The following is a 14,925-nucleotide window of genomic DNA, read 5'->3' as shown; positions in this document are numbered from 1 at the left end:
AATGACAGGGTGCAACTTAGGACAAGAAACTCGAGACTCTCTCGAAAAACCAGAAAGCAGCCAGCGTACCCAACCCGTAAGAAGCAATCGGTCGGGCATACAGGACTGCGGGCCATGGCAGTCGACAACGCAGCAACAATGCGCGCAGGCTCAACACGACGGCAACGAACATCAGTTGGCCGATCTCGACGCCGACATTGAAGGTGAGCAGCGCCAGCGGCAGGTCGCGCTGCGGCAAACCGATTTCCGCCAGCGCACCGGCAAAACCGAAGCCATGCAACAAGCCAAAGCAGAACGCCACCACCCATGGCCACTGGAGGGTGAAACTGGTTTCATCACGGTTCTTGCGGGCGATTTCCATCGCTAGCAACAGAATGCTCAGCGCAATAGTCGCCTCCACAGGCGGGCCGGGAAGCCGCACCGCCCCCAATGCTGCGAGCGCCAGGGTGATGGAGTGGGCGAGGGTGAACGCGGTGATGGTCTTCACCAGCATCCAGCCATTACCCACCAGCAGCAGGAGACCGAAGATGAACAGCAAGTGATCGAAGCCCCCCAGGATGTGCTGGATGCCATGGACCAGAAACGCACCAGCCACCGAGAACATTCCCGGCGTGGCAGCGATTTCTATCCAGGGTTGCGCAGGGTGGACGAGGGTGGTGGTCAGGCTGCCGTCGAGGCGCGAGACACGCACCAGCACATCGGTGATGCTCGCTTGCAGGCCGACAAACTCGATGCGCTGCCTGACCAGACCGGCGGGACCGGCATCAATGACTCGGCGCTCGATCAGTGAGTCGTTCAGTTGGCTTTCCACCGGGTCAACGACAGTGCGCACACCTTCGGCAAACCGCAGCGCAATCGGCAATCGCATGCCTGACAGCACCGGCGTGCGCCACAGTACGTCATAGCGCCCGGCAGTCGTTTCGTTTAGTTCCAGGTACGCGGGACGCGACTCATGGGCCATGGCGCTCAGCCCCATGAACCCGAGCAGCAACAATAGCCAGACCCTGCGCCTCATCACGGCCGCTCCGTTGGTATGGCGGCAATGCCACTGCCGGAAGCCGGCATCATTACCACGACTTCATAGCGAGCTTTGAGTGCATCGAAATTCGTGCGTTTCGATTCGCTGCGTTGCTCGGACAACCAATCGGACTTGACCTGCTGGGCCACGGTTTCGAAAGCCGGTGCCGGTAGCTTGGCCAGCGTATCGATCCACACCAGATGCCAGCCAAAACCGGACTCCACAGGCCCCACCCAACTACCCGGCGTTTGCTGGAACAATGAAAGGGCAAACTTTGAACCAAAGACCCGCGCCACTTGATCCTGGGATTGTTCGGTGTAGGCGCTTTTAAACATGAAGGCATCGCCTTCACCACTGTTTTTGTCTGTCAGGCCACTTAATGCAGCCTGAGCCTGCACTTGTGCATCCGAGCCGCGTTTGTCCATAGCGAAGAACAAATGACGGAAGGTCGCAAGTGGCGGTGGGGAATATTGGTCCTGATGCTGGTTGTACCAAGCCTCAAGTACGCCGGGCGCCGGTTCGCGAAGTGAGGCGACATCCTCGGCGAGGAAATCCATTTTTTGCGCCAGTCGGCGGCGAATGATGGTGTCGTCTTTATCCAGGCCAAGTTTCAGTGCTTCGCGATAGAGGATTTCCTCTTTCACATAGTCATCAATCAGGGCCTGCAACTGTTGCTCCGAGGCGGGGCGTTGCCATCGTGCCAGCCAGGAAATCGCGATCCGCTGAACAACTTCAGGGGTAATTTCGACGCGTTGCGGATCTTGATTGACCGTTGAACGGTGCAAACCACCGTACAGTACGAAGAGTGCAAAACCGGCAACTAAAAAGTGTAGTAACGGCTGGCGAAGGCATCGCTTGATTAACGAAAGGCGAGATTCTTTCGCTTCGCAGACGCTTAAGCTCATGACTTATTGCCCCACGTTATACTGCGAGAAGATTTCGCAGCAGAGTGGAGTATTGCTGCTGTACCGGAACTTTCCACCAAGGCTAATCACGATAAGCACTAAGGCTTAGTCGCAATCGGATTAACCACTTTCCCAAGGCCGTCCAGTCTTGCACCTATACAGCCCGGGACGGAGCGCCCATGTGATGAAAGGACTGCTTGTTTTCACCGCGATCATCGAGGCAGCTACTGGCGTGGCGCTGATACTTGTCCCGTCGCTGGTAGGGCAACTTTTGCTGGGCATCGAACTAACGGGCGTCATCGTCCGCATTGCCGGTATCGCCCTCATCGCATTGGCCGTCGCCTGCTGGCCCGGCTCACCCTTGTTCGGCATGTTGATCTATAACGCAGCCGTGACGGTGTATCTCACCTACGTTGGCATCTCGGGCAATTCGAGTGGGGTTCTCTTGTGGCCCGTGGTCATCCTGCACGGAGTGATGACGGTACTTTTGATTCGAGCAATGACCAGGGAGACTCCACATTGAGCCAATTCTGTTGAAAAAGTCGACTTCGGTTGTCATGGCTGAAAAGTACGCGCTTGAGATTAAAGTCGGAGACTTGCGCAGAAGATTCAGGACCAGATTTGATGTAGCCGCGTGCAAAAAAAATGCTTTCACCGTTCAATGCATTCCTAGCCAGGACCGGCCGACTTTTTCGTCACAATCGGCCGATTGCAGTCTGTCGCGAAGGGTTGAAATGAACCTATAGCGGACTATCAGCGGTGCCCCCGAAGTCAGGGGAAATTCATCGCGTCTGGGGGCAGTGCCTCGGGGGCTCCGGACTTAGCACCAAGAATTTGAATCAGTCAAAGGTGTTCATCCGCCGCACTGACACTGATTTTAGCTTCTTGGGCGAAGCGAAGCAGACCCACACCGAGGAAGAATGTGGCAACTACAAAAAGAAGGCCGGCACCATAGGCGTACTTGAAGCCCATGAACTCAGTTAAAAAGATGACAGCGAGCAGCAGGGTGGCGCAAAGTCCACCGCGCAAAGAGGACAGGATACCAGCGTTTAATAATTCAGCCCGCCGCCTCAATCGCTCCAGATCGGCCCTGAGGTGCGCACGCCTCTGGTCGTCTTCGGGGATCGCATTGAGTACCCGTGTACGGTCGATGACAACTGATAACCTCGAAGTCATTAACGAAACGAACGCAGCTATTGCACCGAGGAAAAACGTCGGGGCTGTTGCTTGTGAAAAGATTTGCGACAACCGCACAGCGTCAGGAATGAATTCGTTCAATTTAGGGACCACCTATAGGCCGAATATTTGCACTTCTCCATTTGACATAATTCGCGGTAAAAAGGTGGGGCGCATCCCTGTTATCAGCTGAGGGTCTCAGTACAGTCTTGGGGCTGAGTATTACTGACAACAGGGCACCAACGTCAGGCCAAGCCTGCGAGTTGGTCCGGACGTCCTGTAGTGGAGCGTAGAGCAGTCTAGGAGACTTTCAACAGTGAGCAAACGTTTTTATGCATTGTAGTGGGGCATCCTGACACCAATGAAAATAAATACAGCCCCCTCGAATCTTGTTGCTGGACACTTGCGACTGGCTTCTATTGGCTCAGAGTGTGTAAAAACGCCTTCGCGAACACTTGCTATGATTTCTGAGGGTTTCATCGCAGGGATCGCCCATGAAGCGCTTTATCCAAGGTGAACATCGAGGCCAAGGCACCTTACTTCCCGAGAGCTTCGACGACTACGTCAGCGATACCAATCCGGTGCGCGTAGTCGAAGTCTTTGTCGACGAACTCGACCTGGTCAACTTGGGTTTTGAAGGTGCCATTCCAGCCGATGGAGCGAGAAGCCCAGCGCAATTTCACCAGCGCCAAACTGAAGCGGCGAATGGAAGAAATAGAATCGAGCATCAACCGTTACCTGACGGCACTCGATGCTGCCGATCGGCAAGAACCAACAGCTTACGAGCTCAGTGCCGTGCTGCTGGAAGAGAAAATCGCCAAGCTCAAAACTCAAATGAAAGAGCTTCAGGCGATCGAAATCCAGCTTAATGAATCGCCGGATAAACAGGTCTCACTGACCGATCCAGACAGCCGCTCCATGATGACGCGCGGCACGGGAATCGTCGGCTACAACGTGCAGACTGCGGTCGATACTCAGCACCATTTGATCGTTGCTCACGAGGTGCTAACGTCGGTTCCGACCGCGATCAACTCAGCTCGATGGCCAAGCAGACCCGCGAGGCGATGGCGTCAGATACGTTGTCGGTAGTGGCTGACTGAGGTTACTTCAAAAGCGAACAAATCCTCGCTTGTCACATGTGCCCAAATCGATGACCTCTGGAGCCAAGGCTGACGGGCGTTGCAATAACGATTCCTTCATCTACGACGCGGCAAAAAACGAATACATTTGCCCAGCTGGCGAGGCGCTGATCTGGCACTACTCCTACGTTGAGAAAGGCCAGAAGTTGCATCGTTACTGGAGTTCGAAGTGCCGGGACTGCGGTTTGAAGTCGCAATGCACACCGAGCACGGAAGGACGAATTCGGCGCTGGGAGCATGAAACCGTATTGGAGGAAATGCAGCTTCGGCTGAGGAAAGCCCCGGAGAAGATGCGAGTCCGAAAACGGACGGTTGAGCATCCCTTCGGGACACTTAAACAATGGATGGGGGCGACGCACTTCCTGACTCGAAAGCTGGCCGGGGTCAGCGCGGAGATGAGTTTGAATGTGCTCGCCTACAACATGAAACGGGTCATAAAAACCATCGGCGCTCACGGTTGAAAGTGCTGTCGGCATAAAAAGGCTGGTTTTGGCCCATCGCCCCAAGACGATGAGGTCAGAGCGTTTTACACACTCTGGGCCATTAGCGGACATACTGCAATGTCGCACGCAGCGGGAGCGGCACCTCACACTCGCTTGAGTAGGACGGGTTGACAGCGTGCGCTTACTGCCACTCAAACCTGAGTATGGAGCAACGACTTTCTGCTTTTTACTCTGGCGCCTAGACTTGTCTATTGGGATGAGGTTGAGCCCGCGTGCATGAAGGTGCGCTGGTTGGCTGTAACGCTCCTACTCTGACGATGCTCTGAATCTACCGATAGCCTCATACCTCAAGCATCACCCTGGCTCAGCGCAACGTATTACTTTCCGCAGTATTGGAGCCGTTCACCACACAGTGGGAGCGTGAGCATGGTTGGCCTGTCGCTGCAACGTCGCCCCTGGCCCCATCGTGCGACGCACTTGCGGTTGTTCCTAGCCGGAGCGGCGGCAGTTCTTTGGCCGTTGTATATCGACTCTCTCCCAGCTGCTGATGAGATCAAATCCTCAGAGGCAATACCCTCGGAGATGCTCACCGTTGATCCGAGAGAGATCCAGAAACCTTGGATCGGTGATCTAGAGGCGATGAAGGAGCGGCGGATCATTCGCGTCCTCACGATCTATAGCAAGACCTTTTACTTTGTCGACAAGGGCACGCAGCGCGGCGCAACCTACGACTGGTTTGGTCTGTTCGAGAAGGAACTGAACCAGAAACTGGCCTCCGCCAAGTCGGGAGCCAAGAAGCATCTGAAGGTTCATGTGGTCTTCGTCCCGGTCCGGCGGGATGAACTGCTCCCGGCGCTGGTTGCCGGCAAGGGCGATATCGCAGCGTCCAACCTTACTATCACTGCTAGCAGGCAGGAGTTGGTGGACTTCTCCGCGCCGGCGTACACCAATGTCAGCGAAGTGGTCCTGTCCGGCCCCGCTTCACCACAGGTCGCCGGCATCGACGATCTGGCGGGACAGGATGTCTATGTCCGCAAGTCTTCCAGCTACTATGAGAGTCTCGTCGAACTCAACAAGCGCTTTGCTGCGGAACAGCGGCCCTTGTTGAAGATCAACCTCGCCCCGGAGGAGTTGGAGGACGAGGATCTAGTCGAGATGCTGAATGCCGGACTGCTGCCGCTCATCGTCATGGACAAGCACAAGGCAGACCTCTGGAAACAGGTCTTCCCCAAGGTAACAGTTCACGAAGGGATTGCCATCCGCACAGGGGGCGAAATTGCCTGGGCGATTCGGAAGGACAGCCCACAGCTCAAAGCAGCTGTCGATGACTTCGTCACTCGTCACAAGAAAGGGACCACGACAGGCAATATGATTTTCGTGCGCTACCTGAAGAACGCGAACTACATCAAGGACGCGGCATCCACGTCGGAGCGGAAGAAGTTCCTCGAGCTGATTCAGTTCTTCAAGCGATACGGTGACAAATACAGCGTGGACTGGCTGCTGATGGCTGCCCAGGGCTACCAGGAGTCGCGGCTTGACCAGTCTGTCCGCAGCCCGGTGGGCGCCATCGGAGTGATGCAGGTCATGCCGGCAACCGGCAAGGAGCTGAACGTCGGTGATATCAGGCGTACCCAGCCGAATATCGAGGCGGGGGTAAAGTACATGCGGACGATGATCGACCGGTACTACGGTGACGAGCCAATGACCGAGCTGGATAAGGTCCTGTTTACCTTCGCCTCCTACAACGCCGGTCCGGCCAGGGTTGCCCGGCTACGCGAGGAAGCCGCCAAACGTGGCCTCGACCCGAATGTCTGGTTCCACAACGTCGAGTATGTCGCCGCTGACCGGATTGGTGCGGAGACGGTGACTTACGTCAACAACATCTACAAGTACTACATCGCCTATCGGCTGATCATGGGCTCGCAGGAGGCAAAGCAGCGCGCTGTGGAAAAGGCCAGACCCCAGCCTCAGTAGAACGGCTAGGAAGTCGCCTAATGTTGCACGCGGGCCGTGCGCAGAAAACTTGATTGATTGTAGCAATCGGAGGATTTCTTGCCTGGTAGCGGGCACCCGAAGTGAGAGCAGTCGACCCGATTGAGCTGAGTGAGGAATAGCGCAGAGTTCCCGAGAATTGCTGTTGCCTGCTTGTTGACATTCGGTCCCGACAAGAGTGAGCGCAAGCACCGGTCGGACAGAAAGCCCCACTAAGAGTCAGAGATATCTGGGGCATCCGGGTCAGACTCCAGCTCGCGGAGAACACACGGGATCTGGCTCTCTTTAACCTGGCTATCGACAGCAAGCTGCGCGCCTGTGACTTAACCAAGCTGCGTGTAATGTGTTGCATCCACCGGTTGAGTCCAAAACCCAAAGTGGTCTGTCAGACTGAATCCTCTCACATCCATTCGCGACTAGAATTTCACTGCCGACTCTTCTAAAGCCTGGTCAGATTTCAACAGTGCAACATCAGGTATCGAGCGTTGTTTCAGTCACGGGGAAACAGGTATGACAAATCCGCAGGATAAAGCCGAATCCGACGAGGATTTAGGTCAGATGGTAATAGGGCGAGGGCCCTGCACCTATCTATTGCTGCTCTTACTAGGATTGATCCTCCTGTTTCCCTTTCTTGAGGAAGGTATATTCGCTCGCACGTTGCTCGGCATTTTGTTTTCAATCATTCTGCTCGTAGGCGCTTTCGCTACTAGGCAGACTAGGCGGGGGTTCATCCTAAAACTGGGGCTGGCGTTGCTTGGAGTTGGCCTTCAATGGACGGCCTTGTGGACTGAGAGTATCGAGATTCTTTACCTTGCTGGGATATCTTATGCGGCATCTCTTGCAGTCTCGTTTAGCGGAGTGCTTCGCTATATTCTCAAGCGTGGGCCAATTACAGCCGACAAGCTGCATGGCGCGCTTGCGGGTTACATCTTGCTGGCATTCGTTTGGTCCTTCGTCTATGCCTTGGTAGAGGTATCCAGCGCTGGCTCATTCGGCCCTGGCCACCTCGATTTCGTACAGCCCGGCACTTTCTTCAAACTGATCTATTTTAGCCTAACAACGCTCACGACTACCGGTTATGGTGATGTTATCCCATTGACCAACCACGCCCGCTCACTTGTGATGGTCGAAGAATTTTCGGGCGTCTTTTATGTTGGTGTTGTGATAGCGCGGCTTGCCGGTCTTTATCCGGTGAGTCAGACTAAGTGACTCTCAATTTGCCTGAGCCACCTCCGGGCATTAGTGAAACGCCTAGTTTTGAGTCCGGAAAATGTCTATTGGAGTGGGGGAGTCCATGCTAATAGCCGATACACGCCTGCCACGAAGTACCGCAATCGACAGATTATGTTGAAAAATCTGCCATGGAGTGCGCAGCAGAAAAGTGCGCGTTTGAGATTGAAATCCTTTCTTTTGGCAGAGGCTACCTGGCTCAGATTTCATGTGGCAGCATGCAGTAATGACGTTTTCATCGGTCAATATTCGGAAAGTTTGATCGGGCCGACTTTTTCAACAGAATCGACCAAAAGTTGCTGCTCACGTAATTGGCTTCAAACAACTACACACCTCCCTGTGGAGTTTCTGACAAATATCAATGATCACGACTGGCCAGCCGTGCAACCCATGGATTGGCACTTAGACCGTGTAATAGCACGCTTAGTAAAACGGTACAGACAGCAGTGGCCACTAAGGTATGACTTGCTTGTAGAGGGTATGTCAATATCATGACGGCGAAGACAATGCTGGCCAGACCTCGCGGGCCGAACCAACCGATGAAGAGGCGGGTTTCGAAATCGAAGCAGGTCCCCACCAGACTGATCAGCACGGGCACTATGCGAATCACGGTCAGGCTGAGTACCGAGTAAAGCCAGATGTTCAGGGTGAGACTGTTCCAGGCCCAAGGGATCACCAGTGCGCCAAATACGACCCAGGTAATGACCGATAACAGGCTGGCGAACTCTTCGCTGGCCTTGAGCATCTGATGCTTTTGCTCGATGAACAGAAAACTTGCGAGCAACCCACCGACGAACGCGGCGATAAACCCGCTACCACCTAGTGTTTGTGCTGTGGCAAAGCACAGAATGGCGAGCCCGGGAAGGGTCAACTGTGACCACATGGGAGTTTGCCACTGGTGTTTCCCGGAGTAGCGCTGCAACCGCCAGGCGATGAGAGTAAGGGTAATACCGATGAATGCACCGATGCCCAGTTCCTCGATAACTAACTCTAATGCAAGTGAGATAGGGGACTGTGTCCGTTGTTCGACCAGCAATGCCAAAAACATAAGCAACACTGGAACGCAGATTCCATCATTCAACCCGCTCTCAACGTTTAACCCTTCTCGCACGGGCGCGGGAACCTTGGGATTGCTTACAACGGCTTTACCGAGCGCAGCATCGGTGGGAGCCAGAAGGGTTGCCAGTATTGCCAGTTCCAAAGGTGGGACCTGTGGGAGCAGCCAGGCGCCAACTAGCCAGCCACCCGCTATGGTCAGCGGTAGCCCCATCATTAGCAAGCGCAGCGGAAGTCCTTCATTGGCCCGCAGGACCTTCAGGTCGGCGTTGGCCGCATCGCTGAACAGAACAATCGCCAGCGTCAGCTCAGCCAAGAACTTGAGTCCCTCCCTGTCAATTCGGGGTTGCAAAATGCCCAGAAATACCGGACCGAGAAGCAAACCGGCAAGCATGAACATAAGCGGGCCATTGAGCAGGCGTGACTCGAAGCGCCCCGCAAATATGCTGTAGGTGAGCAGAAAGGCGGCAAGCAGCGCTAAGTTCTGATACATCGATGACCTGCCTGCTCAGAGTGGTCGGCTGGAACACGCAGCCTTGAAGTAAATAACTTTAGGGTAGTCCCGGTGCGCATTTTCGTGGAGAGCATTTGGCGGATCGCGATTGGTCAGGTACCGACCTCGGACGGTGCTGCCAGCTATTCGGGTCAGGCACGGATTGACGGATTGCCCGGCTGCGGTACGCCGTTGGTCGTTCAGTTCAAGCACATCGCTGGCTCCAGTTGCGGAGCATTTCGCCGTCCTGCGTGGCTATCGCGGCGCTAGCAAGCACCAGCGGATCGAGGCCATGCTTGAGCTGTTCGACTTGGAAACGGTTCGCAAACAGACGATCGCCACATTGTCAAAGGGCTACCGGCGGCATGTGGACCTAGCCCAAGCCCTGCTCCATGACCCACAGGTGCTGGTGCTGGACGAGCCAACCGACGGTCTCGATCCGGCGCAGAAATACCATGTCCGTGAACTGATCAAGGGCTTTTTTCTCTTAATATATGTATGAGTGCGCAGATATGAATGAGTCGAGTCGTACTTTGGATGTGGTTGTCATCGGGGCAGGGCAAGCAGGTCTGGCGTTTGGGTTGACCAAGTAACGGAACTTCGCCTCGGCGACTCTCAGGGGCGTGGGTGCTGACGCCAGTTACCTGACGCCACGACTGCTTCATCAGTTGAACCTTGAACGGGCGATGAAGCAGGGGGGACGTCCGTAGGTACTACCCGTAGGCATTTTCGACCGACCACTATTGGCCGTTTTTGGCCGGTCTGACGTGAAGGAGCCCCTTGGCTAACTGATTGAGTCACAGCGAACCTCTTCAACAGTCATATCGGCTCCAGGTCATACCACGCTTCTCGACCAGGTCGGGTGCCCCCCCAATTAATGCCATTGACGCTTTATGTCTTGCCATTGGTTGTCAGACAGCCACTTATCTGCCGTCGGAAAGAAAATATTTTCCTCGGCGTCCATATGATCGTAATATTTTTTGATGTAATCATCGATAATATCAGCAATGACTCTCGTTTCCTTTGTTGTGCCCTCCAACATCTTCAGCTGCCCAGCAATACGCCCAAATGCCTGATGGTCTCGCTCAATATCTTTGACCCGTTGGTGGATCGGTGCTTCAGTCGCTAGCAAGGCCCGCCGGATAAGTTCTTCGTTTTCATGGTGGTGGCGCTCTGCATCACCATGCAAGGCTTCCAGCAGCTTGAACAACAGCATGCAGTCTTCAGCGCCATCGGATTCATGTCTCAGCTTCCTCAGCAACTCTTTAATCTGAGTGATTTTTTTAGCCACATCATGATGATAGGCGTGAAGTTCGTTTAATAATATGTTCATCACCAGTCCTCTTCACGACACCAAGCACTACAGAAGAATATTTTTACCAGCAGCCTCCAAGGATAACGAGGCTATTAAATTTCTTTGATTTCAATATCTTGCCAACGCGTTCGAGGTCCACCAGCCTTCCGATACCCCGCACCACTGCGCCGTGGCCCAAACTCAGGGAGTCGAGCATTGTGCCTGTGTTGCGTGCTGAGATCGGCAATCGTGATCGCCATGCTCCAGCGCCATCAGCGCTGGCAAATCCAGAATTTCCACCACTCGACCGCGTAGCTCAACTATCCCCAGTGTACGCAAGCGCGCAATCGATCGGCAGATAGTTTCCAGTCGCAACCCCAGGTAAGAGGCCATGTCCTCGCGTGACATGCGCAATACAAAGCCATGGGCGGAAAAGCCGCGCTTGACGAAACGGTTGGATAAGCCAATGAGAAAATTGGCAAGTCGTTCTTCCGCGCTCAGATTGCATAGCATTAGCACACGTTCATGCTCGCGCACGATCTCGCGGCTCATCATGCGGTTGAGGCTTTGCTGCAGGTCGGGAAACTCGTGGGCCATGGCTTGCAAGCGGTGATAGGGGATGGGGCAGACCTCGCTGTCCTCCAGTGCTATGGCATCGCAGACATGGTGCTCGGTAGCGATGGCGTCCAGCCCAAGCACGTCTCCAGGCATCCAGAAGTTGATCACCACGCCCAGCCCCTCGGCGTTGTTCAAGCTAGTTTTAAAACTGCCGTAACGTACTGCATAGAGGGTACTCAGGGGGGTGTTGGCATGAAAGAGCGCCGCACCTTTGCGAATGCGAATGCGCGGGCCGACCAAGGCGCCCAGATAGCTGTTGTCGAGTACCGGTAGCCCGGTTGGCAGGCACAGCCCGCTTACCCGGCAATCCCTGCAGGCCGAGCTTACAGGCTGCAGATGAATAGGGGTGGCCTTGCACAACGGTGAAGGCTGTTCTACAAGCTTAACGTTGATTCGACTAGTCATCTCAAGCCTCCTGCGCGCGTCGACGCGGCGCCTGATCCGACGCGCCACGCAGCCCGATACCCGTGTGAGGCGATGCCAGTAGCGCGTGGTCTGCAATCATGTCCCTGGAATGAGGTGCATTGATGCGGGCGGTTAACTTCGCGACGAATTGCCTGGCTTCGTTTGCGGTCTTGAAGCTTATCCGCCATTCATCCATCTGCACCCACCAGCGATCCTGTTTCGGATTTTTCTCAACGTAGACGTTCATCGGCCTTACTCCAGAGCGTGCATTAGCAAAGACGAGCGTTATCCATTTAAAGCATCAGCGTCCTTGCCTGCGACACAGCGAGTTCAGGGCGTGATCGCCACTTTCATAACGCCGTCGCGCTGGTTGGCAAATAATTCGTAGGCGGTTTCGATTTCCTCGAGCCGGAATCGGTGGGTAACCAGAGGCGATACATCCACCCGACCGCTGGCCACTACCTGCATGAGCCGACGCATGCGCTCTTTGCCGCCCGGGCAGAGCGTGGTGACAATCCGGTAGTCACCTAGGCCGGCGGCGAAGGCATCGAGGGGAATACGCAAGTCGCCGGAGTAGACTCCCAGGCTAGACAGGGTGCCGCCGGGACGTAGCACTCGCAGCGCCCATTCGAATGTCGACTGGGTGCCCAATGCTTCGATGGCCACGTCCACCCCTCGTCCATCGGTGAGCGCCATGATCTGCTCCACCACGTTGCCTTGTTTGAAGTCAACGAGATAGGAAGCGCCGAGTTGGCGGGCCACCGTCATCCGTGCGGCGACCGTGTCGACACCGATAATGGTGGTGGCACCGAGCATGCGTGCCCCTGCTACCGCGCACAAGCCGATAGGGCCCAGGGCGAATACAGCAACTGTGTCGCCGATACCGACGCCACCACGTTCCGCGCCAGAGAACCCGGTGGACATGATGTCCGGACACATTAATACCTGTTCGTCGGTGAGCGAGGCGGGGATAGGGGACAGGTTGACCATGGCATCAGGCACGCAAACAAACTCGGCCTGGCAGCCATCGATGACATTGCCGAATTTCCACCCGCCGATGGCCTTGAAACCATGAAGGGTGCCAGCGCCGTCCTGGGAACTACAGCCGCATAAGCAGGCGTTGCTGTGTCCGCTAGGGGTGATGGCGCCGGCGATCACCCGCTGGCCCTCATGAAAACCCTGGACCTGCGTTCCGAGTTTCTCGATGATCCCGACGGGTTCGTGACCAACGGTCAAACCCTTGGCGACCGGGTACTCGCCGCGCAGGATGTGCACATCGGTACCGCATATCGTTGTCGTGGTGATACGGACCAAGGCATCTAGCGGTCCGACTTCAGGGATAGGTTTTTCATCCAGTACGATTCGGTTCTTATCGACGAATACCGCAGCTTTCATGCGAGCCATGGCCATACCTCCGGAACGCGAAGTAACACTTTTTATTTTTCAATAGCGTGCGCCGAAAAACCGGCGAAACGTTGATCCGCGTCAAATTGTGTGCAGAACCCTGCGACCGTACGTCTGCGCTGTCGGCAGTCGCGGTTTTGATAAAGATCAAGTGCGTGGGCGAAGCGCAGAACACTATTGAATAACCAATTTCCGCCACCGAGGTGTGCCATGACCAATACGCAAAGACTCTTACTGGTTGCTTCCCCACTGATGCGTCACGCGCCAGCCTTCGATCGCGCTGCAGCCCTGGCCAAGGCCAAAGGCATGGCGTTGCACATCGTGGCGTTCGATTATCTCGAAGGCCTGGCCACGGCTGGCCTGGTCAATGAGCAAGCCCTGGCGGTAATGCGCGAGGGGTACGTAAAGCAGCACCGCGAGTGGCTGGAGACCCAAGCGGTGCCTATGCGGCGTGCGGGCCTGACGGTGACCACCGAGGTGGTCTGGGTACAGCATGCGCTGGATGAAATATTGATCCATTTGCGTGAGCAACCGTTTGCCATGCTAGTCAAGGAACTCGAACACGAATCATGGTGGATGCGGGCGATGTTCACCCCGCTGGATGTACAGCTGTTGCGCGAGTGTCCGGTGCCGGTGCATTTCGTGCGGAAAACCAGCTATGCCTTGCCGCGTAAAATAGTGGCAGCGGTCGACCTGTCCCTACCTGAAGATCAATATGAGGGATTCAACGATCAGCTCATCAGCGAGGCCTTGAAACTGGCCCTGCAATGCAATGCACAGATGGAGTTACTGTATGTTTATGACCTTGGTGCCATGTACCAGGAGGCAGACGGCTACGGGGAGCATTCGTTCCTGTTCGATTCGAACTTGGCCCAGACCCTGCACGAAGCTCAAAGCGAGGCATTTCAGGACCTGGCCGAGCGCAATGGTATCAATGCGGAGCACCGCCATTTGCGGGTAGGCGATCCAGCCAAGGTGTTGACGTTGTTTGCTGAAAATCATGACATCGATGTAGTGGTAATGGGGCGTTACCACCACCGTGGTATCGGTGCGTTCATCGGTAGTACGACGGAGAGGGTCTTGTACAAGTTGCCCACCAGCGTACTGGTTATCTCACCAGAACACTCCCTTGGTTAATGAGCAAGGCCCCTGAACGGGGCCTTTGTTCATTTTTGCAGATCCAGCTCGTGGAAGAGCTCGGTGACATCACCGCCTATGTAGCGTGAGGTAAACCCCAAGGCTTTCACCATCCGGTGCATGGCGTAATTGTTCGACAAGTCTCGCGATACCATATGTTGATAGCCATTGCGCCGGGCGGCGTCGATAAGATGCCCCATTAGCAGGCGCCCAAGGCCCTTGCGCTGCCAGTGTTCACAAACGGCGACGGCACACTCGCAATTACTGCTACCGGGTATCGCCGCGTAGCGGCTTACACCTATCTGGCATAACTGGCCAGACTTATGGGTAAGGGCGACATAGGCCATGCGTTGGCGGTAATCGACATCCATCAATTGCACGGCCATGTTCGGCACTCCCCCACTGAACCCTGCAAGGAAACGAAAGCGCCGGACTTCGTAGTTGAGTGCGCCCATAAAACGCTTGTCGCGCTCATGGTCCTGCGCACGCAGGGGGCGAATCAGTACGGCGGTACCGTCCGAAAGGTGCTCCACCCAATGCTCACTGGCAAATACATCGTCGCTTGGTTGCATGTTCATGTCGCCCTCCAGGGACGTCGGGAATGCTGCCTGGAGT

General features: G+C 55.4%; 14 protein-coding genes and 3 pseudogenes. 8 read left to right on the top strand and 9 right to left on the bottom strand.

Features of this window, described 5'->3' with window-relative positions:
* Positions 1-16 precede the first annotated feature (16 nt).
* Entirely contained in the window at positions 17-1,015 is a 999-nt protein-coding gene (locus PSAKL28_RS12845) for a HupE/UreJ family protein (protein ID WP_038610874.1), read from the bottom strand.
* Positions 1,015-1,923 (bottom strand): peptidylprolyl isomerase, encoded by a 909-nt coding sequence (locus PSAKL28_RS12840; protein WP_038610871.1) that lies wholly within the window; start codon positions 1,921-1,923, stop codon positions 1,015-1,017. Before PSAKL28_RS12840 ends, PSAKL28_RS12845 begins: the two co-directional genes overlap by 1 nt.
* Before the next feature lie 184 nt (positions 1,924-2,107).
* Here PSAKL28_RS12840 and PSAKL28_RS12835 point away from each other — a divergent pair, with 184 nt between their 5' ends.
* Positions 2,108-2,446: a hypothetical protein gene (locus PSAKL28_RS12835; protein ID WP_038610869.1), complete on the top strand. Its 339-nt coding sequence runs from the start codon at positions 2,108-2,110 to the stop codon at positions 2,444-2,446.
* A gap of 320 nt (positions 2,447-2,766) precedes the next feature.
* On the opposite strand, the gene PSAKL28_RS12830 is transcribed toward PSAKL28_RS12835, so the two are convergent.
* A complete protein-coding gene (locus tag PSAKL28_RS12830; protein WP_038616595.1) occupies positions 2,767-3,201 on the bottom strand; it encodes a DUF2721 domain-containing protein in 435 nt (144 codons plus the stop codon).
* 392 nt (positions 3,202-3,593) lie between these two features.
* Between PSAKL28_RS12830 and PSAKL28_RS12825 the strand changes: the two are divergent.
* The 4 genes and pseudogenes from PSAKL28_RS12825 (at position 3,594) to PSAKL28_RS12815 (ending at position 7,882) form a co-directional block, all read left to right on the top strand.
* Positions 3,594-4,699 (top strand): annotated as a pseudogene (locus PSAKL28_RS12825) (transposase).
* A gap of 408 nt (positions 4,700-5,107) precedes the next feature.
* Positions 5,108-6,655: an MltF family protein gene (locus tag PSAKL28_RS12820; RefSeq protein WP_051939340.1), complete on the top strand. Its 1,548-nt coding sequence runs from the start codon at positions 5,108-5,110 to the stop codon at positions 6,653-6,655.
* 245 nt (positions 6,656-6,900) lie between these two features.
* Positions 6,901-7,077 (top strand): annotated as a pseudogene (locus PSAKL28_RS28550) (integrase); the annotation flags it as partial.
* A gap of 106 nt (positions 7,078-7,183) precedes the next feature.
* The gene (locus PSAKL28_RS12815) at positions 7,184-7,882 is read left to right on the top strand and encodes an ion channel (protein WP_038610866.1); all 699 of its coding nucleotides are present in this window, start codon (positions 7,184-7,186) and stop codon (positions 7,880-7,882) included.
* A gap of 379 nt (positions 7,883-8,261) precedes the next feature.
* Here PSAKL28_RS12815 and PSAKL28_RS12810 read toward each other — a convergent pair whose 3' ends face one another.
* Positions 8,262-9,452, bottom strand: a complete 1,191-nt coding sequence (locus PSAKL28_RS12810; protein ID WP_038610864.1) for a cation:proton antiporter — start codon at positions 9,450-9,452, stop codon at positions 8,262-8,264.
* Positions 9,453-9,524: 72 nt separating this feature from the next.
* Here PSAKL28_RS12810 and PSAKL28_RS27670 point away from each other — a divergent pair, with 72 nt between their 5' ends.
* Positions 9,525-9,722 carry a PrpF domain-containing protein gene (locus PSAKL28_RS27670; protein WP_075226513.1) on the top strand — a complete coding sequence of 66 codons (198 nt, stop codon included), beginning with the start codon at positions 9,525-9,527 and terminating at the stop codon, positions 9,720-9,722.
* Positions 9,685-9,930 (top strand): annotated as a pseudogene (locus PSAKL28_RS27870) (ATP-binding cassette domain-containing protein); the annotation flags it as partial. The gene PSAKL28_RS27670 and the pseudogene PSAKL28_RS27870, both read left to right, overlap by 38 nt.
* A 396-nt stretch (positions 9,931-10,326) precedes the next feature.
* Here PSAKL28_RS27870 and PSAKL28_RS12800 read toward each other — a convergent pair.
* The 4 genes from PSAKL28_RS12800 to PSAKL28_RS12785 form a co-directional block, all read right to left on the bottom strand.
* A complete protein-coding gene (locus PSAKL28_RS12800) occupies positions 10,327-10,785 on the bottom strand; it encodes a hemerythrin domain-containing protein (RefSeq protein WP_038610857.1) in 459 nt (152 codons plus the stop codon).
* Positions 10,786-10,947: 162 nt separating this feature from the next.
* Positions 10,948-11,769: a helix-turn-helix domain-containing protein gene (locus tag PSAKL28_RS12795; RefSeq protein ID WP_038610853.1), complete on the bottom strand. Its 822-nt coding sequence runs from the start codon at positions 11,767-11,769 to the stop codon at positions 10,948-10,950.
* A 1-nt stretch (position 11,770) separates the two neighbouring features.
* Positions 11,771-12,016 carry a hypothetical protein gene (locus PSAKL28_RS12790; RefSeq protein WP_038610850.1) on the bottom strand — a complete coding sequence of 82 codons (246 nt, stop codon included), beginning with the start codon at positions 12,014-12,016 and terminating at the stop codon, positions 11,771-11,773.
* Between the two features lie 83 nt (positions 12,017-12,099).
* Positions 12,100-13,173 carry an NAD(P)-dependent alcohol dehydrogenase gene (locus tag PSAKL28_RS12785; protein WP_038610847.1) on the bottom strand — a complete coding sequence of 358 codons (1,074 nt, stop codon included), beginning with the start codon at positions 13,171-13,173 and terminating at the stop codon, positions 12,100-12,102.
* Positions 13,174-13,383: 210 nt separating this feature from the next.
* Here PSAKL28_RS12785 and PSAKL28_RS12780 point away from each other — a divergent pair, with 210 nt between their 5' ends.
* Positions 13,384-14,310 (top strand): universal stress protein, encoded by a 927-nt coding sequence (locus PSAKL28_RS12780; protein WP_038610844.1) that lies wholly within the window; start codon positions 13,384-13,386, stop codon positions 14,308-14,310.
* Between the two features lie 29 nt (positions 14,311-14,339).
* Here the strand turns inward: PSAKL28_RS12780 and PSAKL28_RS12775 are convergent, their stop codons facing one another.
* Positions 14,340-14,888, bottom strand: coding sequence for a GNAT family N-acetyltransferase (locus PSAKL28_RS12775; RefSeq protein ID WP_038610841.1), 549 nt, complete (start codon positions 14,886-14,888; stop codon positions 14,340-14,342).
* Between the last annotated feature and the right edge of the window lie 37 nt (positions 14,889-14,925).

This window comes from Pseudomonas alkylphenolica, assembly GCF_000746525.1.
In the GTDB taxonomy this organism is placed as follows: domain Bacteria; phylum Pseudomonadota; class Gammaproteobacteria; order Pseudomonadales; family Pseudomonadaceae; genus Aquipseudomonas; species Aquipseudomonas alkylphenolica.
Note: the sequence above shows the minus strand (reverse complement) of the source record. Positions and strands in the feature narration are given on the sequence as shown.